The organism is Gemmatimonadaceae bacterium (genome assembly GCA_036003045.1).
In the GTDB taxonomy this organism is placed as follows: Bacteria; Gemmatimonadota; Gemmatimonadetes; order Gemmatimonadales; family Gemmatimonadaceae; genus JAQBQB01.
Genome location: DASYSS010000074.1, coordinates 1 through 22,935 on the forward strand (window position 1 = coordinate 1; position 22,935 = coordinate 22,935).

General features: G+C 64.0%; 19 protein-coding genes and 1 riboswitch. Of the genes, 10 read left to right on the forward strand and 9 right to left on the reverse strand.

Translation table 11 applies throughout. The annotated features are described in order from the left end of the window. A partial coding sequence (locus VGQ44_17515) for a hypothetical protein (GenBank protein ID HEV8448635.1) occupies positions 1-453 on the reverse strand: 453 nt, incomplete at its 3' end. A gap of 76 nt (positions 454-529) precedes the next feature. Between VGQ44_17515 and VGQ44_17520 the strand changes: the two genes are divergently transcribed. The 4 genes from VGQ44_17520 to VGQ44_17535 are packed head-to-tail and all read left to right on the forward strand — an operon-like array spanning position 530 to position 3,268. Then, on the forward strand, positions 530-940 hold the full coding sequence (locus VGQ44_17520; protein ID HEV8448636.1) for a GntR family transcriptional regulator: 411 nt from the start codon (positions 530-532) through the stop codon (positions 938-940). A 2-nt stretch (positions 941-942) separates the two neighbouring features. Beyond that, positions 943-1,875, forward strand: coding sequence for a slipin family protein (locus tag VGQ44_17525; GenBank protein HEV8448637.1), 933 nt, complete (start codon positions 943-945; stop codon positions 1,873-1,875). Positions 1,876-1,935: 60 nt separating this feature from the next. Then, positions 1,936-2,691 (forward strand): Yip1 family protein, encoded by a 756-nt coding sequence (locus tag VGQ44_17530; protein HEV8448638.1) that lies wholly within the window; start codon positions 1,936-1,938, stop codon positions 2,689-2,691. Between the two features lie 58 nt (positions 2,692-2,749). Beyond that, positions 2,750-3,268 carry a HEAT repeat domain-containing protein gene (locus VGQ44_17535; protein ID HEV8448639.1) on the forward strand — a complete coding sequence of 173 codons (519 nt, stop codon included), beginning with the start codon at positions 2,750-2,752 and terminating at the stop codon, positions 3,266-3,268. A 74-nt stretch (positions 3,269-3,342) separates the two neighbouring features. Here VGQ44_17535 and VGQ44_17540 read toward each other — a convergent pair whose 3' ends face one another. From VGQ44_17540 to VGQ44_17555, 4 genes are all read right to left on the reverse strand, one after another. Then, the gene (locus VGQ44_17540) at positions 3,343-4,707 is read right to left on the reverse strand and encodes a GGDEF domain-containing protein (protein ID HEV8448640.1); all 1,365 of its coding nucleotides are present in this window, start codon (positions 4,705-4,707) and stop codon (positions 3,343-3,345) included. Between the two features lie 359 nt (positions 4,708-5,066). Beyond that, on the reverse strand, positions 5,067-5,576 hold the full coding sequence (locus VGQ44_17545) for a DinB family protein (protein ID HEV8448641.1): 510 nt from the start codon (positions 5,574-5,576) through the stop codon (positions 5,067-5,069). Beyond that, positions 5,576-6,100 (reverse strand): c-type cytochrome, encoded by a 525-nt coding sequence (locus VGQ44_17550; protein ID HEV8448642.1) that lies wholly within the window; start codon positions 6,098-6,100, stop codon positions 5,576-5,578. Before VGQ44_17550 ends, VGQ44_17545 begins: the two co-directional genes overlap by 1 nt. 185 nt (positions 6,101-6,285) lie before the next feature. Further along, positions 6,286-8,091, reverse strand: a complete 1,806-nt coding sequence (locus VGQ44_17555) for a PQQ-dependent dehydrogenase, methanol/ethanol family (GenBank protein HEV8448643.1) — start codon at positions 8,089-8,091, stop codon at positions 6,286-6,288. 268 nt (positions 8,092-8,359) lie between these two features. Continuing rightward, positions 8,360-8,457: riboswitch (cyclic di-GMP riboswitch) on the forward strand. A 24-nt stretch (positions 8,458-8,481) separates the two neighbouring features. Between VGQ44_17555 and VGQ44_17560 the strand changes: the two genes are divergently transcribed. Beyond that, positions 8,482-10,077 carry a S8 family serine peptidase gene (locus VGQ44_17560; GenBank protein HEV8448644.1) on the forward strand — a complete coding sequence of 532 codons (1,596 nt, stop codon included), beginning with the start codon at positions 8,482-8,484 and terminating at the stop codon, positions 10,075-10,077. A gap of 89 nt (positions 10,078-10,166) precedes the next feature. Here the strand turns inward: VGQ44_17560 and VGQ44_17565 are convergent, their stop codons facing one another. Then, a complete protein-coding gene (locus VGQ44_17565; GenBank protein ID HEV8448645.1) occupies positions 10,167-11,603 on the reverse strand; it encodes a hypothetical protein in 1,437 nt (478 codons plus the stop codon). Positions 11,604-12,146: 543 nt separating this feature from the next. Here VGQ44_17565 and VGQ44_17570 point away from each other — a divergent pair. Next, entirely contained in the window at positions 12,147-14,102 is a 1,956-nt protein-coding gene (locus VGQ44_17570; protein HEV8448646.1) for a BTAD domain-containing putative transcriptional regulator, read from the forward strand. A gap of 208 nt (positions 14,103-14,310) precedes the next feature. Here the strand turns inward: VGQ44_17570 and VGQ44_17575 are convergent, their stop codons facing one another. From VGQ44_17575 to VGQ44_17585, 3 genes are all read right to left on the reverse strand, one after another. Then, complete coding sequence (locus VGQ44_17575) at positions 14,311-15,453, reverse strand: hypothetical protein (GenBank protein ID HEV8448647.1); 1,143 nt, start codon at positions 15,451-15,453, stop codon at positions 14,311-14,313. A gap of 249 nt (positions 15,454-15,702) precedes the next feature. Further along, the gene (locus VGQ44_17580; GenBank protein HEV8448648.1) at positions 15,703-16,788 is read right to left on the reverse strand and encodes a zinc-binding dehydrogenase; all 1,086 of its coding nucleotides are present in this window, start codon (positions 16,786-16,788) and stop codon (positions 15,703-15,705) included. Positions 16,789-17,035: 247 nt separating this feature from the next. Next, entirely contained in the window at positions 17,036-17,791 is a 756-nt protein-coding gene (locus tag VGQ44_17585) for a hypothetical protein (protein HEV8448649.1), read from the reverse strand. 194 nt (positions 17,792-17,985) lie between these two features. Between VGQ44_17585 and VGQ44_17590 the strand changes: the two genes are divergently transcribed. The 4 genes from VGQ44_17590 (at position 17,986) to VGQ44_17605 (ending at position 22,772) form a co-directional block, all read left to right on the forward strand. Continuing rightward, positions 17,986-18,897, forward strand: a complete 912-nt coding sequence (locus tag VGQ44_17590) for a hypothetical protein (GenBank protein HEV8448650.1) — start codon at positions 17,986-17,988, stop codon at positions 18,895-18,897. Positions 18,898-19,048: 151 nt separating this feature from the next. Further along, positions 19,049-19,690 (forward strand): DUF1254 domain-containing protein, encoded by a 642-nt coding sequence (locus tag VGQ44_17595; protein ID HEV8448651.1) that lies wholly within the window; start codon positions 19,049-19,051, stop codon positions 19,688-19,690. Positions 19,691-19,719: 29 nt separating this feature from the next. Next, complete coding sequence (locus VGQ44_17600) at positions 19,720-20,082, forward strand: PadR family transcriptional regulator (GenBank protein HEV8448652.1); 363 nt, start codon at positions 19,720-19,722, stop codon at positions 20,080-20,082. Then, positions 20,079-22,772 (forward strand): ABC transporter permease, encoded by a 2,694-nt coding sequence (locus VGQ44_17605; protein ID HEV8448653.1) that lies wholly within the window; start codon positions 20,079-20,081, stop codon positions 22,770-22,772. Before VGQ44_17600 ends, VGQ44_17605 begins: the two co-directional genes overlap by 4 nt. Positions 22,773-22,935: the final 163 nt, after the last annotated feature.

Below are 22,935 nucleotides of genomic sequence, written 5' to 3' on the forward strand. Positions count from 1 at the left end.
GTCCCGGTCCTTCGTCATCTTCACCAATTCGCCCGACGCCGTTTCGGCCTTGCCGCGCCATTGGTTGCGATCAACGGTCAGCTCGCCGACGAGTTTGATTTTCCGGGCGCGCTGATACCTGGCTTGCTTGATCCATTTGGGCAGATCGCGCTCGGCCTTGCCAGCCGACACGAACGCGCGCCATGCGAATCGCAAGCGACGGCCACTCGACCGGATCAACCGCCAGAGCTTCTTTATCTCCGGCCACAGCAAGACCACGATCACGAGCGCGAGGACGCCCATGACGCCGATCAGCGCGGGGACGCCCTTCAGGAAGGGCGGCACGCGATCCTTCCACCACTTATGGAGGTTGCTCGCCGCGTCGTCCGGGGAGATCTGCGCCAAGTTCCAGACGAGCGCGTACAGGAACGCGAACACCGATAACAGGATGGCAACGAGTCGTCGTCGTGACATGTCGCCAAGCTACGCATCGGAGCACCCTTGTGCAACAGGGATATAACCCCGACTGTACTAGTACAATCAAACTAACGTGTTTGCCGTCAATACTGACGATCCGACTCCCATCTATGCGCAACTCGATCGCAGCATACGCGCGGCGATCGCGCAGGGGAGGCTCGCTGTGGGCGACCGCCTGCCGACCGTGCGCCAACTCGCGGTGGACCTCAGGGTGAACGCCAATACCGTCGCCAAGGTCTACGCCGAGTTGGAACGCTCGGGCGTGTTGGCGACGCAGCGCGGAGTGGGAACGTTCGTGCTCGCATCACCGCCTGCACCAAGCCACCCCAAGGCCGCGACCGCCCGCCGCGAACGCGAGCGCCAGTTGCGGCCGCTCACCGACCGTCTGCTGGCTGACGCCGCGGCGGTCGGCATCTCACTCCGGGAGATCGTGGAGTACCTCCAGGGGTTCGAGACGTCTCGCTCTACCACGGAGAAGACCTGACCATGACCAAGAAGAAGAAGACCGGAGTCCGCACTCCGAGCCCGAAACACGTCGCGCAGTCGAACGCGCGGTTCAACATCGTCGCGGTGTTCGTGCTCCTGTTGTCCGTTGCCGTCGGATTCTCAGTGAGCGCCGCGCAGAAGAGCCCGCACGGAATCGTCATCGGCATCGTCGTCGGGTTGATCCTCATGTTGTCGCCGCGCATCGCGCGGCAGTGGGAGCGCGCCGTCGTGCTGCGCCTCGGGAAATACAATGGACTGCGCGGGCCCGGGCTCTTCTGGGTCGTCCCGCTCATCGACAACGTGTCGTCGTGGATCGACCAGCGCGTCATCACGACCAACTTCAACGCCGAGGAGACGCTCACGTCGGACACGGTGCCGGTAAACGTCGACGCGGTGCTTTTCTGGATGGTGTACGATCCCGAAAAGGCCGCGCTCGAGGTGCAGGACTACGCGCGCGCCGTGAGCTGGGCGGCCCAGACCGCGCTCCGCGACATCATCGGACGCACGTCGCTCAGCGACCTGCTCCGCGGACGCGAGCGCATCGAGAGCGAATTGCAAAAGCTCATCGACGAGCGCTGCACGCCCTGGGGCGTGACCGTCCAGTCGGTCGAGATGCGTGACGTCATCATCCCGGCCGCACTGCAGGACGCGATGTCGCGCGAAGCGCAGGCCGCGCGCGAGAAAGCCGCCCGCATCATCCTCGGCGAGGCCGAAGTGGAGATCGCGCACCTCTTCAAGAACGCGGCGATGTCATACCAGGACAACCCGACCGCGCTGCACCTTCGGGCGATGAACATCCTGTACGAGGGTCTCAAGGAAAAGGGCGCCTTGATGCTCGTGCCCAGCACCGCCGTCGAGTCCATGGGGCTTGGGGGCTTGCTGGGAGCCGCAGCCGCGCAGCAGACTAAGTTGAGCCAGGGGCAAGGCGCTTGACCTGGCGGATCGTCCCCGCACTCCTCACTCCGTCCTCTCCCCCTTCTCGCGAGTTCGACCATGACCGAACCGTCCTCCGTCGCCGCGCCGCCCGCCTCGACAACGCCAGCGGCGCCACCGAAGGCTTCGTTCTGGGAAGACCTGATCGACATCTTCTTTTCGCCGGCGTCCGTGTTCCGCCGCAACGAGAACAAGAGCGTCTGGCCGCCGCTGCTGTTCGTGTCGATCGCCATCGGCGTCATTTTCTTCTTCACGTTCAACCAGCTCGAGCCGATTTTTGACGCCGAGTTCCAACGCGGCATGGCCAAGGCCGCGGCGCAGCAACCGCAGCTCACCCCCGAGGCAATGGCGAAGATGAAGGGAATCAGCGAGTCGGTTACTCGCTATGGCCTCTCGGTAATCATGTTCTTCTCAGTTCTGGTAATCGGGGTCGTCTCCTGGGTCATCGGCAAGGTCGTCGGGTCGGCGCAGTCCTTCCACGCGGCGCTCGTCGTCGCGGCCTGGTCGTACATGCCGCGAGTCCTCGGCGCGATCCTTGGCGGAGTGCAAGGATTGCTTATGGATCCGGCGAGCCTCACCGGGCAACTGGCGATTTCTTTGAGCCCCGCTCGCTTCTTCGCGGCCGATCAACCGAATCCGCTCATGTACCAGTTCTTGGGTCGGTTGGATTTGATAACGATCTGGGTGACGATCTTGCTGTCGGTTGGCCTCTATGTGACGGGCAAGGTGAGCAAGGGACGCGCGGCAATCTTCGGCGTCATCATCTGGCTCATTGGCGCACTGCCCGTCCTGCGAACGGCCTACATGTCCATGTGAAACGGTGTACGGCTCTCGGCTGACCGCCGAGGGCCGATGCCGGGCTGGTTGTCGACGAATGTTTCTCGGATTTACGGGGATTCTTCCTTTCCTCGGCGTGATCCCGGCATGGATCGCCGAGCGAAAGGGACGCAGTGGGTTCGGCTGGTGGGTCTACGGCACGACGATGTTCGTCATAGCCCTGCCCCACGCGTTGATGCTGAAAGACGCGGATGACCTCGCCGAGTTCATCGACGAGTTACGTCCTTGTCCGTCGTGCGCCAAGACGATTCGCGCCGATGCGACCTACTGCCGCTTCTGCAAGCACGCCGTTCCACCCGGCGAACGCCTCGACGACGACGCCTCGAACGCGTCTTTGATCCGAAGCCTCGCCTCGCGCGACGACAACACACGCGAGAAGGCCATCATCCTCCTCGGTGACCGCGGCCCATGGGCCAAGGAGGCTCTCCCGCAACTGCGGACCTTGCTCGACGACTCTTCACGCCGAGTTCGCATCCGCGCCGAATGGGCCGTCGAACGCATCGACGATGAAGGACCTCGCGTCCGACGCTTCGATCCCCCACCACCACAAGGCTAGAACTCGTCATTCACAGCCGTTCCCGTCCACCTGTCCACCTGTCCACCTGTCCACCCGTCCACCGGTCCACCCTCTTACCCGAACGCCCCCGACACTCTCCTCGCGTACGGTGGCGTCGCGTTCGATCGCATCCCCGGCGCCCACAACACGACTCGATCTCGGCCGAGCCGTTTCGCGACGTACAGCGCCTCGTCGGCGCGCGCTCTCAGCGCTCCGGCTATGTACGGCTCGCTGATTCGCTCCGATGCGATACCGACGCTGATCGTCACCTTCTTGTTGCCCTGCGGAACGCGGAACGTGTGCGAGCGCATCGAGTCCATCAGTCGCTCGGCGACCACCCCCGCGGTTTCGCTGTCGGCGCCCGGGAGCAGCATCACGAACTCTTCTCCTCCGACTCGCCCGACAACGTCCCCGGCGCGCGACGCGTCGAGCAGCAGCATGGCTACCTCGCGCAGCACCATGTCGCCGACCAAGTGGCCCGCCGAGTCGTTGATGGCCTTGAAGTGATCGATGTCGACGGCGAGGATCGCGATCTCGGTCTCACGGCGCGACGCGCTGTCGATGATCTGGTCGAGCGCATACTCGAATCCGTTGCGATTCAAGCAGCTCGTGAGGTTGTCCGTGAACGCGATCTCGGCGAGCTCGGACCGCATGTGGTTGTAGGCGCGGCCGAGCACCGTGATGGCGTCGGGCTCGCGGTTGCGCGATTCCACGAACGTGCGCCCGAAGTCACCACGCTGGGCCGCCGCGAAGAGGTCGACGAGCGCGGCGAGGCGCTGGTTGGCGCTCGCCTGAAGGATCATCCCGTGGAACGACACGATGAGAAAGACGCAGAGCATCCAGCACTGCTCGCGCCAGTCGATGAAGATGCCGCGATGGTCCGCCGCGACCAGGAGGCCCAGGTACGCGGCTGACGACGCGACGACCACCGTGAGGGCGGGCGAGCGTAGGAAGAACATCTGCATCAATTGCAGAGCCAGAAGGCTCAGCAGGAGGGCGCGGCCGTAGTACGCGGGGCTCGTGACGAGGAGCGCCGTCGCATAAATCGCCATGACGTCCGCAAGCGCGAGCACGACGAGCGCCACGCGCGTGACCCTTTCGCGTCCTTCAATAAAGACTGTTAAAAGCGCGACGAAGATGACGTACGCCGGCGCGATAGCGAGGATCGGCCAGACCGGCCCGCGCGCCCAGCCCGTGAGGCGCAGCACAATGCCGCCCGCCGCCACGGCTCCCGCGAGCCAGAAGCGCCGGGTGGACTGCCACACCACCATCTCCGCGTTGTTGAAGACGCCGGCCCGCTCGGCGTAGCGCGAACGGCCCAGCACGCGCTCGATGGACAACATCGACTCGGCGGCGAATCGACGATACGAGCGCGGCGTGGGAAGCGGGAACGAGCGCCGTCGCTCGGTCAGATTCTGCGTAGGAGTGTGCGTCGACATCTGATGCGTGGCTGAGAGGGAGCCAGCGGAGTAATACCCGCCTTTGAGGACTCTCCTGCTGTGATACCCGCCACGACTCGGGCGTCGGTGATACAAAACGTTCCAATGAACTGCAAACTGCGCAGCTGACGAACGGCGCTGCTGAGCAACACCGCACCTGCCGTAGGGCGCGATTCCCGAAGGACGCGAAGTGCGCGACTGCCGAACGTCGTCGAGCAGTTGCGCCGTTCACGCCTCTTGGTAGTTGCGCCGTTCACGCCCCTTGGTAGTTGCGGCCTTCGCGCCCGTTGTCAGGCCCCGTCGTCAGCTGCGCCCGTCGTCAGTCGCGCCGTTCGGCATCTGCGAAGTCAACGCAACTCCTATACACCTGCCGCCAACGCCATCAGCTTGATCTGCCCTGCATGATAAGTGTCGTGCAGCGCCATGCCGACCAGTTGTCTCGCGATCGGCGTATCGGAGCGCTCCGGGACGCGCGCCAGCTGCTCGGGCGTGGCCGCGCGGATCGCGGCGAGCAGGCGTTCCTGGTAGTCGTCCAGCAAATCGCGATCGACCAGCCACGCCGTCTCACTCAAATCGGCCGGCGACGCGGGCCACCAGGGTTCTTTAATCGGCCGAGGAAACGGCGGAATGCTTTCGTTGGTGAGTCGCTCGATCAGCAGGTGGCGTCCGTGCGCGAGGTGCAACACGAGCTCCCAGATCGAGTGGCGGTGCGGCGCGATGCGCTTGGTCGCCGCTTCGGCGTCGACGCCGGCCAGCGCTTCAACGACACACGGGCCGTGCCAGGCCGGGCCGGCATACGATTCGTGAATCAGATCAGCGATGTAGTCGGGATGCGTGGTGGTCGGGTCCTGCACTCGCGTCGTCGTCACTACCGTCCTCCTCGATCGATCGTCTTTCCGGTGAAGTTCTCCGTCGAGACGCTGTGGCCTTTGGAAAGCGTTTCGACGTAGGCGACGAGCCGCCAGATCTGGTCGTCGCCGATCCTCCCGCCCCACGACGGCATTCCGTCCGGGCGCCCTTCATATATGGATTGAAAGATGTCACCGGAGGTGCTTCCGAAGTGCATGCGTCCGTCCTGTAAGCTTGGCCCCATCGCCCCCGCGCCCTCGGCCCCGTGGCAGTCCAAGCAGTTGTAAGCCACGAACAGCTTGGCGCCCTCATCGATCCGGGCCGGATTGCCTGAGTACGGATTCTTGAGCGTCGCGAGCCGGCCTTGGAGGTTGAGCCCCGGCTGAATGTTGTCCGGATGCTCGACGAAGTACGTCGGCTGCGTGCCGATCTCGGTCACATGGATCTGTTGGTTCGGCCGTGTCGTCCCTTGGGCTCGATACACGCCGACGCCGGTTAGTGCCAGGAGTACCGCGGCGGTTTGGAATGTCGAGGAGAGTTGCATGAGTGGCGTTCCTTGTGGCACGATGGCCGTACCAGCTAGACGGGATGTCACTGCCGCAAGAAACGCCCCGAGGCAGTTCACAAAGAGTTTGTTTTTGTCGCCTGTAGCCGTATCCGCGAAATCCGTGGTTTATCCGCGAAATCCGCGTTCTTTTCAGGCTGTTGCTTTGCCCCCAGCCTCCCAGCCTACAGAGAGAAAACGAACAACATCCCACCCCACGAAGTGTATCTGGCCAGGTCCGGCAGCGTTGTGCCGCGTTCACGAACGTCGTACGGCATGTTGGCTGCCACGTCGCCGGCGATGAGCAGTCCCATATCGCCACCGATTCCGGAGTAGATCGCGACGTACTGCTTGCCGTCGGGTCCGGTGTACGTCATCGGCGCGCCGACGATCCCGGAGCCGACCTTGAACTTCCATAAAACGTTACCGCTCACGGCGTCGACGGCCTTGAACCAGCCGTCGAGCGTTCCATAGAAGACGACGTTCCCCGCGGTCGCGAGCGCGCCACTCCAGACGGGGAAAGGCTCCTTGATGCCCCAGAGCTTTTTCCCGTTCACCGCGTCCCACGCGATGAACTCGCCCTTGTAGCCGCCGGGACCGCCGACTTCGGGCGCGTCGCCGCCGATGTACGGCGTACCGGCGATATACGTCACCTCTCGGCCCGTGAAATCCATGCACAGGTTGTTCGTCGGCACGTAGAAGAGTCCCGTCTTCGGCGAGAACGCCGCGGGCTGTTGGTTCTTTCCGCCCTCGAGCGACGGGCAGATGTCCTTCACGTGCTTTCCTTGCGCCGTCGCCTTGTCGACGTTGACGTTCGGCCGCCCGGTCGCGAGGTCCACGCCTGATGACCAGTTCATCGGCACGAACGGCTGCGCGATCAGCACTTGTCCGGTCGCGCGATCCATCGTGTACCCAAAGCCGTTGCGGTCGAAGTGGACCAGCACCTTTCGGGTGGTGCCGTTCATCGGCAGGTCGACCAAGATGTTCTCGTTCACCGCGTCGTAGTCCCAGACATCGTGCGGCGTCGGCTGAAACGCCCAGACCATCTCGCCGGTGTCCGCGTCGCGCGCGATGATCGCCGCGCTCCACTTGTTGTCGCCAGGGCGCTGATTGCCGTTCCACGGCCCCGGGTTCGACGTGCCGTGGTAAATCAGGTTGAGCTCGGGGTCATACGACACCCACCCCCAGACCGTCGCTCCACCGACCTTCCACGAATCCGCCGGCCACGACGCCGTCCCCGAATTCGCGATCTGATCTTGCTTATAGTAGGGTTTGAATCTCGGCCCCGCCTTGATGTCCGGGTCCGGTCCGATGTTGTACGCGCGCCAGATTTGCTTTCCGGTCTCGAGGTCGAGCGCCGCGATCCAGCCGCGCACTCCCATCTCGCCGCCGCTGGAGCCGACGATCACTTTGTTCTTCACGACGATCGGCGCCATCGTGATCGTCTCGCCGCGATTCAAGTCGCCCATTTTCACCCGCCACAGTTCCGTCCCCGTCGCCGCGTCGACGGCAACGGTGTGCCCATCGAGCAGGTTGTACACGATCTTGCCGTTCGCGTACGCCGCTCCGCGATTCACGACGTCGCAGCACGCTTCACCCACCGCGGCCTGCGCGTTCTCCGGCCGGTACTTCCATTTCGCGGGGAATCCCGGCTGCGTCAGATCCAACGCGTACGCCACGTTCGGATACGGCGTGACGATGTACATCGTGTTGTCGACGACGAGCGGCTGCCCCTCGTGGCCGCGGAGCACACCGGTCGAAAAGGTCCACGCGACGTGCAAGTCCTTGGCGTTGGCCGACGTGATCTGCGCGAGGTTGCTGTACCTGCTGTTCGCGTAGTCTCGGCCGGGCATCAGCCACTCGCCGTCCTTGTTGTTCGGGGGAGCGACGGCGATCGCGGCGCCTGACGAACCGGCTTTGGCCGGCGGTGACGATGAGTTCTGGCAGGCTACCGCGAACGATCCGATGACCAACAACGCAACAGCGCGCATTCAGGCTCCGGGGAGCGAACCATCGCAATATCCGGAGGGCTGACAGTGCTCGGTAGGGCTGGTTGCTGCGTTTCGTGACGCGGACCACTCCGCACAACTCGTCTCTTCAGCCGCTATGCCATCGTCATAGCGCACACCGTCCAATGTCCTGTCGTGGCCTGTTGTCTGGAACGTTTTGTATCCAGATCGTTTACCCCGTTTCAGTTACGGCTTCATCGCTCTCTCCGTCGAACATTTGGACACGCGCCTTCCCTCAAACCGGGATTGATCGCGATAACGGCAAACCCGGTGAAAACCGGCGACGCAAAGCTACGAGGCTACCGCGCCCTCCTCCCGTGATGGCGCCACGCCAGTCGAGCCGCCGAACGACTCGAGAGCTTGAGGGAGACAATGTTCACGACTCGAACCGCCGCCGAATCGCGCGAGACAAACGCACGCCGGTGGCCTGCCGTTGTCATCAATGCCGCGGCGGTCCTCACAGCTTCGCTGCTCTGGGCTTGCGCGAACGAGCCCACGATGCCCGCCGCGCCCACGAATGCATCGTCGGTGCTCAAGAATGCCGCAGCGAACGCCGAGACCATCCCGGGTCAGTACATCATCACGTTCGTCGACTCCGTAAACGACGCGCAGGGACTCGCAAACAAGATCGCCGGTCAGTACGGCCGATCGCCGATCTTCACCTACGACGCCGCGATCAAAGGGTTCGCCGCCCAACTGCCGGATCAAGCGATTGACGCGCTGCAACACAACCCGCGCATCGCGAACATCGAGCAGGACGCGCTCATGCAACTCGAAGCTTCCGGGACAGAATTGTCAGCGCCTTGGAATCTCGATCGAATCGACCAGAGGAATATGCCGCTCGACGGAACGTACTCCTACGGCGCGGACGGCAGCGGAGTCAACGTCTACATCATCGACAGCGGCATCCGGACGACCCATGTGGAGTTCGGCGGCCGAGCGTTCGGCGTTTACACGGCGATCAATGATGGTTACGGCACCAGCGATTGCTACGGTCACGGCACGCAGGTCGCAGCTGTTGCCGGTGGCGCAACCTACGGTGTCGCGAAGGCGGCAAAGCTGTACGCGGTCCGCGTGGCCGACTGTTCTGGCTATAGCGCCTACAGCGCGCTGGTCGCCGGCATCGACTGGGTTACGAAGAATCGCGTTCTGCCAGCCGTCGCGAACATAAGCATTGCCGGTGGCACCTCGTCGACGGTCAATGCGGCGGTAGAGAATTCCATCGCGGCAGGAGTCGTCTACGCCGTTGCCGCGGCAAACTACGCGGCCAATGCTTGCAACTACTCGCCGGCAAGTGCGACCGATGCGCTGACGGTGGCTGCTTCGACGCGAGACATCACGAGCTCATACGACGTCCAGGCCTCTTATTCGAATTTCGGATCTTGCGTCGATCTTTTTGCGCCAGGGTCGGCGATCCTGACTGCGACCAATACCAGCGATCTTGCGACGACAGTAGCCAGCGGGACGTCCGTCGCCGCTCCGCATGTGGCTGGCGTGGCAGCCCTTTATCTATCTGCGTACCCGTCCGCGTCGCCAGCACAAACCGCGGCCGCCATTCTGGGCGGCGCTATACCAGGCGTCGTTAGCGGTGTGACGACTGGGACGGCCAATCTGCTCTTGAACTCCAACATCACAGGGGTCGCACCTCCGCCGCCGCCACCTGACACGACCTCGACGCCTGCGCCGCCCCCCGCGCCGTCGTCCCACCCACCGGTCGCGACCTTCTCGGTCAATGGATGCCCTAAATCGACCTGCGCGTTCGACGGTAGCGGTTCCACGGCCGTGAACGGCATCGCAACTTATTCATGGAACTTTGGCGACGGTGGAACCTCGAGCGCCGTCACCACCAGCGCGTCAAAAGTTTCGCACTCTTATTCTGGCAAGGGTTCTTATAGAGTGACGCTCACCATCATCGACAACGCCGGGTTGACGGCTTCCTCATCGCTGACGGTCAGCATCAAGAAGTAACCGCGTCAATCACCACATCTTCAAGCGAAGCAAGCGGGCGGGGAGACTCGATTTTGGTCTCCCCGCCCGCTTTCTTCGTTCAGTACAGCCTACGATTCGCGGTTCAGGCAGTTCAACAAGAGGTTCATCGCGCCAATCGCAGACTGCGTCGTGCTCCCACCACTGGCGCTATGGTCGACCAGGGTGACGGCAGCCGCGAACGCATCGTTGACGCTATTCAAGGCCGTTAGCCCGGCCGTCAAATACGCGCTGCAACCCAGAGCGCCGATCGACTGCCCAGTAAAGGTGGGGACGAGGTTGATGTTGTAATGAAGAGCAAGGATTTGACCGGCATTCGTGTTGAACGCGCCGAGGCTAATTCCGCTCGCCAGCGTGCAGTTCTTCAGCGGATTCGTCGTGGTCGCCGCGCCCACCGTGTAGATGCTCGGCGAGCCCGATCCGCAAGCGTTGAGGGTGGACGGTAGAACTTTTAGGGCTTCCTGTTGAGTGTCGATGTTCGACCCTCGGCCAATGCCCGTTGCGTTGCCCGAGTACCCACCGTGGCCCGTGATATAGGCGACGCCGTTGGTGTTCCCCCAGAAGCCCATCGTCTTCCCGAGTTGGCCCGCGATGCTGAACGGCTCGCAGACGCCTTCGGCATCCGTGACCAGCGTCAAGTCACCGCTGTAGAAGAAGGCTTTGTACCCGTATGAACCGGGCAGGCTGATCGTCTCCGGGAGACCGCCGTCGAACGATGCGGGAGAAGCCCCGCTAATCGAGTGCGAATCGGGCCCACCCAAGGGCGTGCCTGTACACGAGCTATTCCCAAAGAAATAGAAGACCACACTGCTTCCGTCCGGAAGGCTGCCGCCGCCGCCGAACGTCACGATGGCTTTGTCGTGCACGCTGAGCGTCCCAAAGGCGCTCAGGTAGAGCGTCGAAGATCCGTCGATCACGGTGTGATCGGCTAAGTGGACCTCTGTTGTGAGCGTCGCGTCCTGTGGGGTGCCTCCACAATCCTCGGTGCAGCCTTCCCGCACCTTGAAGTTGTCGTATTTGCACTGGCTGGGATCGAGGACTGGAGCAGGGCCGTTTGGATCTACAGCGCCTATGCTGCATGCTGAGAAAACGTATTCGCCGCCAGGGTTCGACGTGTTGTCGTAGGGCAGCAGCCGCACCATATGTCGAGCGCCATCGTAGTCGTGCCCTCCCGGAAAACCGGCGGCAGGATACGTGATCACGCCGCCGCTGATGGAGAACACGCGATGCGACCACACGTCACCGCCGCCGCCATTGCATGCGTCCGACAGATTCTCGGCCGCGCACTCATTGGGGTCGCCCTGGCCGCTCGGATCGAGGACGGCAAACACGTAAATACCATCGCTTAAGGCGGCGCTGGCCGGGCCGCCCGTCAGCCAGACATAGGCCTTTTGCGCGTAGATGTTGCAGTTGTTGACGGGGCTCGAGTCGAGCCCGTTCGTGCACAGGTCATGCATCGAACTCAGCGAGACGTTTGGATCGTCGGCCGGATTTGTTGACGTGAACACCGCCCCGCTGGGGGCCGCGTCGTGCGAAGAATGAGCTTTGACCGCACTCCGCGTGACCTCGGTTGGCTCCGTGCGATCCGAACACGCCGCCGCAACTAGGAGCGTCATCGCCCCCGCGGCCAACAAGTAGAACTTCCTCATACCGCTACCCCCCCAACGAATTAAGGTCGCCGGTTGTTGGTCGTCGCCGGCCCGACGCCTCGTCGATCGCGCAGCGGCCTCGCCTCATGCATCGAGACCTGGGCTCTACGAACCGACCTCATTGGCCGGGGTGCCACGCCCGAGGTACCATCACAACTCTCTTTGTTAAGGTTCTTTTAATCTGTGTATCCCTCGATCCGAACCCGCCAGCGCCGCCCGCCTTCCGGGCCAACCGAATTTCCTGACCAAATGGACGAGATCGCCTGACTGGCGAAATCATCGTTAAGGATCCCTTAAGCTCCGGGAGCCCTATCTTGCCCTCCCCAATGGGGACAGCCATTTTAGCGGAGCGCCATCAACCCGCCGTTAGTCCTTCGTTATTTGCGCGACGCCGCGCCGATTGTGACAATTCCCCCTCGCTCCCTCCGGCTTCACACGCTCGGAGGCCTCTCCATCGGCGACGGCAATTCGCCGACTCACCGCAGCCGGCGCGCGCTCGCTCTGCTGAGCATCGCCGCGGTGGCGGGCGCGGACGGGGTCGAGCGCGATCGCATCCTGGCGCTGCTCTGGCCGGAGAGCGACACCCTCCGCGCCAATAACAGCTTCCGGCAAATCCTTTTCGGGATTCGGCGCGATCTGGGTGCGGGCGAGATCATCTACGAAGCGGGTCGTTTTCGACTCAACCCGGTTCTTTTCGAGGTCGACCTCTGGGACTTCGAGTATGCCGTGCGCATCGGCGATCTCGAACGCGCCGCCCCTCTCTACACCGGGCCGTTTCTCGAGTCATTTCACATCGCGGGACTCGACGCCTTCGAACGGTGGGCCGACGGAGAGCGCGTTCGACTGCGGCACCTTGCGCTCACCTCGCTGCAGCGTCTCGCGGAACGCGCGTCCGCGAAGGGCGATCATCCCTCGGCCGTCGAGCGGTGGCGCGCGGCCAACGCGATCGATCCGCTCAGCGCGAGGAACGCGCTCGGCCTTCTCCGCGCACTCGTGAACGCCGGCGACCGGACCGGCGCTCTCATCGCCGCTCGCAACCACGCGGAGCTCCTCCGCGCCGAGCTCGACGCTGAGCCCGACGAAAGCGTCGTCCGATACACAACGGCGCTTCAGCACCCGAACGGCGCCGCGCCCGAGGTGCCGCATCGTCGCCTGCTCACTTCCTCGTCGCCGACCGCACAACCCGCGCTCGCCGAGCAGAATGCCACGGAGCGCGAGGCCGCACCGCTGAGTCGGTGGCGAGCAGCGATTGCCGGACTCGCGGGACGACCGGCGATCGTCGTGGCCGCGCTCGCGGCCGTCGTCATTCCGGCGGCCGCGCGATCGTGGACCCGCTCGACTCACTACACCGCGAACGTCGTCGCCGTCCTCCCGCTCCGGGTTTACAAATCGAGTGATTCCTCGCTCGCCGTCGAGGCAACCTCGCTCGTGAGCACCGATCTCGATGGCGCCGGCTCTCTCCGGGTCATCGCGCCCTCGGATGGCGACGTGGGCGCGGCCCGACGTCGCGCCTTCGATCAGGGCGCCGGTCTCTACGTGCTGGGCGATTTGGCGAGCGACTCGAACAGCATCCGCCTGTCGGCATCGCTCCTCGATTCGCGAACGGGCTCGACGATCGGCGACCGTGTCGTCGTCGAAGGCGCGCCGGACCAGTTGCTGCGACTCGTCGACGACCTCGCCGCGCGGCTCGTCGCCGCGCGTTATGATCGGCCGATCGATCACCTTCTCCAGTCGGCCGCTCTCTCCACGAGGTCAGTCGTCGCGATGAAGGCGTTCTTGCGCGGATCGGCCGCGTTGCGCGAGCGACGTTTCGCCGCCGCGGCCGACGCGTTTCGCGACGCGACGATGGCCGATACCACGTTCGCTATCGCGTATTATCGGCTCTCGGTTGCGAGCCGATGGTGTGCGCGCACCGAGGTTGCCGAGCGAGCAATCGATCTCGCGGTCCGCTACGCCGGTGACCTTCCGGACCGCGACCAACGGCTCATCTCGGCTTACGCCGCGTGGAATCGCGGATTGAGCGTCGCCGCCGAGGAGACGTACCGATCGATCCTCGTCGACTATCCGGATGATGCCGAGGCGTGGCGAGAGTTTGGAAAGGAACTGTTTGGGACGGATGCGCTGCGCAGCCGGTCGGTAATCCAGGCGCGAAACGCGTTCGAGCATGCGCTCGCGCTCGACCCGTCCGACCTCGAGTCGATCGTATATCTGCGCAGAATTGCGTTGCTCGACGGGCGGAAGAACGCCGCCGACTCATTGCGAGCCCGAGCCGCGCGAATCATCCCGGACGCGGCAGCGCTGGACTCGTTTGCGATAAGAGCCTTCGCCTTGTCGGGCGAAGGCAAACGACGCAGCTGACAAACGGCCCGACCGTCAAGCGCCGTTTAAATCGCCCTTCTCGCCGTTTGGCAGTCGCGCCCTTCGCGCCGTCTAGCAGTCGCGCCCTTCTCGCCGTCTAGCAGTCGCGCCCTTCTCGCCGTTTGGCAGTCGCGCCCTTCGCGCCTTTCGGCAGCCGCGCTCTTTGTGTGCGCCGTTCGGAAGTCAGCGCCGTTCGGCATCTGCGCCGTCAGCTTTCTTCAGCAGCTGCGATTCTCGCGTAATACTGTCTCTTGAACTCCTCGAGCACTCCATCCGAGAACAGCTCATCCGCGATCGCCGCGATTTGCTCGGCGTCTTGCCACGCCGCGTGCAGCGCATCGAGCTCGCCGCGCATCGCTTTTCGCTCGATGTCCTCGTTCGCCGCCATTTCCAGCGCGAGTCGATCGACAGCCGGCAACCTATATAGAGGCGTCTGTTCGTCGCTTCCCGTCCCGCCGCGCCCCCAGAACGACCGATTCGCCAACTGCAGCGCGAGCCGCTCCGAGAACGAGCCTTTCGGCGGAGTCTCCTCCCGCCTCGGCGCATCGGGAAATCGGCCCCACGACGTGCGCATGGCGAGTGACGCGACGCGCGTGAAGTAGCCTTCGGGATCGCCGGCTTCGTCGAGCTTGTCGATCGCGTGCGACACTTCCGTGCTGCTCGCGACGCCGAAGTTGAGAGTGGCGAGCATTTTTCCCGCGACGCGCAGCGCGGGCGACTCCGACAGCGTCGCGATTCCGTTGTCGTGGTGGAGACGAAGCTGCCACGGCGCATCGAGCTCCGGACGCACCAGCTCCGCCGCGCCGAGGTGCGAGTAGCGAACCGTAACCGTGTGGCCCTGCTCGTCGCCGGTGCGGAGCAGAATTCCATTCTTGCGACGGAACGTGCGCATCCTCAGCACCGCGTCGTCGCTCAGCCCGACCGCATGCGCGTAATGCACCAGCGCACCGGCGACTCCGCGCACGATGAGCTGAGCACCGCGCGTGATCAGTCCGCGTTGATGCTCATGATCCGGCTCGATGCGCGCGAGGCGAGCGCCGTAGCGCCAGCTCGCGATCTCGGGCAACAGCGCGGGACCGATGCGAACGAGCTCGAAGCTTCCACGAAAACGCGCGAGCCCGATGTTGTCGGTCGACATCCGCAGACGAGTTCCGCGGAACAACCGCTCACCCTCGTCGATCGCTTCCCAGCGTTCCTCGAGCGGAGTGAGATTCCATCGCCCGCACCGCGTGCAGATCACCCACAGCCGGCCCTTCTTGGTGTCAAACGCGAGCCGGCGGCCGACCGGAAACGTCGGCAAGAAGTGGTTGGCGCCGAGGTCGGAGTGACAGAAGAGACAGGTCGTGTACACGCTTTCAGGGTACGCTTAGTTCGGCTGACGGGATAGTGGTCGATTGTTTACGGGCTGTAAGGGCGGGTCGGACTGAGTTCTGGCGTGGCGGCCCGGGGCGTGAGACCAGCATCGAGCATAAAGCATCGAGACAAGAGGGGTGAGAGCTGCGTTGAACTTCAACATCTCGACGCTGACCCCTCGATGCCGGTCTGAGACCTGCGACCCACGCAGCGTCAGCACGATGCAACGCCGTTCGCCTCTTTCGCCTCAATTCGGGACGATTACCGCCTTGATCGCCGTCCTCTTCTCCACCGCCGCCAACGCCTCCCCGGCCTTCTCCAACGAAAACCGTCCCGACACCATCTCCCTCCACGGCTTCAACGCACCGAACCGCGCCGTCAACGACACTGCTCTATGGAAGTGATCGTACCTCGACCCCCAGCATCCCTTGAGCTCGACGTGCTTCCGGTTGAGCTGCCAGTGCGGATGCATCTCGATCGCGCCGTTGTCGGTGTAGTGCCCGCACACGACGACTCGTCCTCCGTCGCGCACCATGTCGAGCGCTTGGCTCACCGCGTCCGCCGATCCGCTCGCCTCGATGACGACGTCGACGCCCCGTCCACCCGTCCACCCGTTCACCTGTCCACCTCTTTCCTTGGGCGGAATATCCAAACCCAACACCTGCGTCGCCCCCATCCGCTTCGCAAACGCCAGCCGATCCTTCGGCGCGCCGACGGCGATGATCTCACCCGCGCCTGACAACGACGAAAACGCGACACACGATTGACCAACCGGCCCGACGCCGAGCACCGCGACCGATTCGTCGAGGCGGATCTGCGCCATGTCGACCGCGTGCAGTGCGGTGACGAGTCCACACCCTCCGCCGATGAACGTGTCCGGATCGAGATCCTTCGGAATCTTGATCATCTTCACGCCCGACTTCATCCAAATCGCTTCCGCCCATCCGCCCAACAACCCTTCGTTCGAGCTGTAGGAGATGCCGTAGACCTTGCGATTCGGACACTTGGTCGGCTGCCGCGCGACGAGACAGTACCAGCAATTGTTGCACGTCTCGTGGACGTCGAGAAACGTGACCGTATCCCCTTCCTTGATCGCCTCGCCGCTGATGTCGGTGAGATTCCCGCGCGCCTTGTGGACGACGCCGACGGAGACGTGGCCGGGGATGATCGGGAACGGGACCTGGAGACGCCCGTGATGCAGATGGACGTCGGTCCCGCAGACTTCAGAATAGAGAGTTCTCAAAACCGCCGCGCCGGGCTCGAGCTGTGGCTCTTTGATCTCTGTTACGGTCAGCGGCGCACGGGGCGCGGACATCACGACTGCTTTCGGCATGGTCTCGGATGGTGAAGACGTATCGCGGGTGTGACCCGCGGCGTGACTGGCCTGACTGGCGTGACTAATGAAGGCCAGGGAACGCGAAAACGCGAGTGCTCGTTGCACTCGGAGTGCACCGCGCGCGGCTGTTGGTTCGCGCCGTGCCTGTCGCGGCCGCCTGTCGCTGACGACTAGAGTGCCCGGCGCCGCAGCGATCGCGTTTAAGCCACTCCGTCAACCCAGCCAGGCCGGCCGAGCCTACGGACTACCAGTGTATAGAGGCACCGAGTCCAAATCCTCGAGTCCGAGTGTCGAACAGGAACCGATCACTCTCGTAGTTCACCGACAGGTACCGGTATGCCGCACCGAGCGCGACTCTCGACCACACGTCGTACCCGGCCATTACGTATCCCTGCCACGTCCCGTGCGACCCGCCGCCGCCGCCGTCGCCGCCGATGATCACGTGGACCTTCTTGTACGGCGTTGCGCGGAATCGAGCGCCGACGGTCGCGTCGACCCACTGCTGCGTGATCGAATGCGGGTTCGTCGGCCGCCGTGCGACATCGACGTCGATCGTCGTCTTCAAATCCCAGTAGCGAAATCCGCCGAGGAAGTCGACCGCCCACATCTGATTGCCGATCGTGTAGCCGCCGACCGGCTGGATGATCGTCTCCTTCTGCTTGAGCTCGAGTTGCCCCGTGTCGCCGCGGACCGCGAACACGGCTTCGTTGCCGAGCGAGGCGTAGATCCCATCGAAGCCGGCCATCCATGGCCCACGACGCGCTTCGGCGTAGCCCATGATGCCGAACTTGAGTGATTTCAGAATGTCGTGAAAACTGATGTTGACGTCGGTCGCGACGGGTCCGACGCCGACGCGACCGTGGAGCGACGACATCCAGAGATACGGTGTGACGTCGAAGCGCCAGTGTCCGCTCGTGTCGATCTGCGCCCCCGCACGCTCGCCCGCGATCGCGAACGCCGCGGCGCAGGTCGTCAACGTCACCCTTACTGCCCGCCTCATCGGCCAATCCAAGCAGAGAAGCGCGGAAGATTGGCGTCACGTTGGCCGAAAGACATGCGACTTTGGACGCACTCGAGACTGCAACTTCGCAGCTGATGGAGGCGCGATCGTTGGGGAAGTCCCGTTTACCAAAGTCCCCTCGCCTGCGCCCGCGGACGCTCATAAAAAGCATTTCTCCATTTCGAGATGTGCCGATGGTAAACGATCCCAACGGTCCCCGCCCCCTGATCCGCACGCTCGCCCCGTTCGCGATTGCTCTCGAGATCGCGGCCGTGCTCACGACGCCGCTTTCCGCTCAGAGCTCGAGCGGCGGCCCCTCTGAAGACCAACTCGCCAAAGCATCGCAGAACCCGGTCGCGAACCTCGTTTCGTTTCCGCTGCAGTACAACTACTACACGGCGGGGGGACTTGGACCAAATAGTCAGATGGTGTTGAACGTTCAGCCGGTTCTTCCTCTCCCGATGGGCAAGCGCTGGCTGCTCGTCTCTCGCACGATCATCCCGTTCGTCAGCATTCCGTTCTCGAGCGACACCTTTCCTGTCATCACCGATTTTCGCACGGGCGGCACAGCCGACATACAGGAGCAGGCGTACATCACGCCGGCCAAGCCTGGTAAGCTCACCTGGGGCGCGGGCCCGATCTTCTCTTTTCCGACTGCCACCAACCGTTTCGTTCGGACCGGTCAGTGGGGATTCGGACCCACCGCCGTCGTCCTCGTGACGACCGGACCGTGGGTCGTCGGCATGCTGGCGAACAACATTTGGCGCATCGGCGGCGAAGCGCACGGACACGTCCTCAACACGTTCACGACGCAGCCGTTCATCAACTTCAATCTGCCTTTCGCCTGGTCGATCACGACCGCTCCGATCATCACCGCCGATTGGAGCGCGGCCGACGGACAGAAGTGGACTGTCCCGATCGGGATCGGTGTCGGGAAGATCACGCACATCGGAACGCAGGCGATGAGTTTTGGGATGCAGTACTACCACAACCTCAACCACCCCAGTTTCGCGGGGGCCGAGCAGATGAGGTTTCAGGCGACCTTGCTTTGGCCAACAGCGGCAGCGGCGGCGGCACGAAGCGGCAGGAGAGCAGACGATCAGTGACGAGGTGACCATCGGCATCGAGGTCGCCGCCGCGCTCGTGATTGTCGCCGCCCCCCACGGCACGTTCGATCCGGAGCTTCGGCGTCGTTCGGCAGTTCCGGCGTAATTGGTGCCCCCCGCTGATCACACAGGGCCTCCTGGGGGGCAATCAATGTCGAATCCGTTCTGCCGTGCGGGCGCTCTCGCGATGTTCGCGTCCGCCGTCGCCGTCAACTCTTGCAAGAAAGTCGGTGCCGAGGTCGGCGCGACGAACGAGCCGCAGCAAACGGCGGTGGATGCGTACGTCTACGGCTACTCGCTCGTCACCATGGACCAAACGCGTCGGGTGATGACGAACGTCGAGACCGCCGGCGACAAGCATGCGCCAATGGGGCAATTCGCGAACATGCCCAGCTATCCCACCGCGGAGTTCAGGGACGTCACCGCACCGAACGCCAACACCCTCTATTCGGTCGCGTGGGTCGACCTGAGCGCCGAACCCTACGTCCTGTCGCTGCCCGACGAGCATGACCGCTACTACCTCATGCCCATGCTCGACGCGTGGACGAATGTCTTCCGGGCTCCCCGGACGCGAACGAGCGGAACCGGCGCGCAGCGCTATGTGATCGCGGGCCCGCATTGGAGCGGCACGCCCAACATCCCAAACGCAACCCTGCGGGCAGTGTCGGCAATACTGCGCTGGTCCGCGGAGGACAGCCCCACCCCGCGCCCCCAATGGCGAGGCCCCGCCCCTTCTCCGCCCCAAGACCTTGACGAACTCCATCTAGGTAGACACTCTACATACTGCATGTAGATCGTCTACCTAGTCGCCCGGAGTCGTCCGTGTCGCCAAAGGATCCGCCGACCTCTCGCATCGAGCTGCTGCAGGGCACACTGGACTTCATCATCCTGCAAGCGCTCCGCTGGGGCCCCTGCCATGGCTACGGCATCGTCCAGCTGATCCGCTCCCAGTCGGCGAATGTGCTGCAAGTGGAGACCGGCTCTCTCTACCCGGCGCTCCAACGGCTCATGCGCCAAGGTGCGATCTCCCAGGAATGGGGAACGTCGAGCACCGATCGCCGGGTGCGCATGTACCGCCTGACAGCGAAAGGCCGGTCTCGGCTCGCCGCCGAGCGTTCGAAGTGGGAGCAGCTGACGCAGGCGATGGCGGGGCTCATGGCGCCGCCGGCGGCGGAGGAGCGATGAGCGTTTTTCGATGGCCATGGAATCGCGACCGGCAGACCGATGACTTGGCCGATGAGTTTCGCGCGCACATCGAGATGGCGGCGGCCGATCGCGTGGCGCGCGGTGAGGCGCCGTGGGAAGCGAGGGCGGCGGCGCGGCGGGAGTTTGGAAACCCCGGGCTCGTGCAAGAGATCTCGCGCGACCAGTGGGGACGAGCCGGCGTGTGGCTCGAGCGTCTCGTGCAGGACGTGCGCTTCGCGCTTCGCATGCTGCGCCGCGCGCCGGGCTTCACCACGGTGTCCATCCTGACGATCGCGCTCGGCATCGGCGCGACCACGGCGATCTTCAGCGTCGTCGACGCGACGCTGTTGCATCCGCTGCCGTTCCCACACGCCGAGCAACTGGTCCGCATCGAAGACGATTTCGCCGGAGTCGGCGGCGGCGCGCGCGACGTCGGCATGTCGACGCCCGAGTGGCGCGACCTTCAGCGCTCCGGAATCTTCCAGCAGATCTCGCCGATGTGGTTCGACGACAACAACCTCACCGGCAGCGCGCGTCCGCAGCGCGTCGGCCAGATGAGCGTCGCGCCCAACTACTTCGCCATGCTCGGCGTCAAGCCGCAGCTCGGCGTCACGTTCGATCCGGCCGACGCGACGCCGGGTTTCAACGAACAGGCTGTCATCAGCGACGGACTCTGGAAGCGAGCGTTCGGCGGAGACTCGAGCGTCATCGGCCGAATCGTGCAGGTCGACTCCGATTCGTATCGGATCATCGGCGTCATGCCGTCGGGTTTCCAGCCGCCAGAGCCGACGCGCGGAGCGAGGGCAACGGACACATGGTCGGCGTTCGGCTTCAGCGGTGCACCGTTGAGCCACGAGTCGGTCGTTCGACGCACCCCTTTGTTCCCCGGAGCGATCGCGCGCTTGAACGCCGGCCTCACCATCGCCGACGCGCAGCGCCGAGTGGACGCGCTCGTTGAAACGCTACGGCGGCAGTACCCGGAGGACTATCCGTCGCGCAGCGATTGGCGAATCCGATTGGTTCCGCTGCAAGACTACGTGATGGGCGACCTCCGGCAGCCGCTCTTGTTTCTGCTCGGAGCCGTCGTGCTCGTGCTCGGCATCGGGTGCGCGAACGTCGCGAATCTCCTGCTCGCCCGAGCGACGTCACGTGGCCGAGAGCTCGCGGTGCGCCAGGCACTCGGCGGTGCGCGCTCGCGTCTCGTGAGACAATTGCTCACGGAAAGCATCGTGCTGTCGGCGCTTGGCGGCGTTGTCGCGATTGCGCTGCTCCTCTCGACGAGAAGTTTGTTCATCCGTCTCGTTCCCGATGGAGTTCCGCGCTTCAACGACATCACGGTCAACTGGGAGGTTCTGTCATTCGCGTTGGTCGCGTCGCTCATCGCCGGCGCCGCCTTCGGCCTGGCGCCCGCTCTGCACGCGGGGCGGCTCGACGTGACGCGCGTGCTCAAGCAAGAAGGACGAGGCTCATCCGGCTCGAGAGAGCAACGCCGAACTCGCCGGCTGATCGTCGTCGCCGAATTCGCGCTTTCGCTCGTGTTGATGAGCGCCGCCGGTCTCCTCGCGCGAAGCTTCTGGACCATGTTGCGCGCCCCACTCGGCTTCGACGCCCACGATGTGACCGTCGTGCGAACTCGGCTGCCCTATCCGAACGATCCGAAAGAAGATCTCTATCCGACGGCCGCCGCCGAAGAGCCGTTCGCACGCGAGCTGATGCGACGCATCAAGGAAATGCCCGGCGTCGAGAGTGTCGCGCTCGGCAGTGGAGCCGCCGTTCCCCTCGACCACCCCGAGAGAGACCAAACCCAGAGGCACATTCTCATCGATGGCGCCGAGCAAAATGGTCAGTCGGTGTTCGTCACCGGCTCGGAGGTCACGCCCGAATACTTCCATCTGCTGCGAATGTCGTTGGTGAAAGGACGCCTGCTCGACGATTTCGACACCGAGATGGCCCCGCCGGTCGCCGTCATCAACGAGTCGATGGCGCGGACGTACTGGCCCAACGACGACCCGCTGGGAAAACGTCTCAAGTTGACCACGCGCGCCACTGAGTGGGCGACAATCGTGGGAATCGTCGCCGACGCGCGCACCGAATCGCTCGCCACGTCGAGCGTGCCGCATCTCTACGCCAGCTTGTATCAGCGGGAAGGAAAACACCTCGCGATTTTCCTGCGCGGACGTCTCGAGACAGCGGCCGTCGGACGTGCGGTGCGCGATCACGTGCAGGCGCTCAACTCGGCGCTTCCCGTATTCGGTGTGAGAACGCTCGACGAAACGCTGTCGGCGTCACTGGCCGTTCGACGTCTCTCGATGGAGTTGATCGCTCTCTTCGCCGCCACCGCGCTCCTCCTCGCCGCACTCGGCATCTACGGCGTCATTTCATATATGGTAGGCGAACGCACGCACGAGATCGGCGTTCGCCTCGCTCTTGGGGCGCGGCCGTCGGATGTCATGGGGATCGTCATGCAGCAAGGAATCAGGCTCACGCTGGTTGGAGCGGCGCTCGGCCTGGCCGGCTCCCTGATCGCGTCGCGGGCCATGGCCAGTCTACTCGTCGGCGTGACTCCGACCGACCCGTTGACGTTTCTTGCCGCAGCCATCGTCTTAGCCATCGTCGCCATGGCCGGCTGCTACTTCCCAGCCCGCCGCGCCATTCGTGTCGACCCAATCGTCGCGCTGAAAGCCTCATAGCCTTACACGCGCTCGGACCGACACGCGCTCGGACCGACACGCGCTCGAGCCGCCCAAGGTCTTCCGCGCGACCGGTGCAATACTGCCGATACAGCTGGGCAGTATTTCCTCGGCTCGCGCTCCAGACCCCGGGCGTTTCGGCACTGCCTCCCCTGGCCAGTGA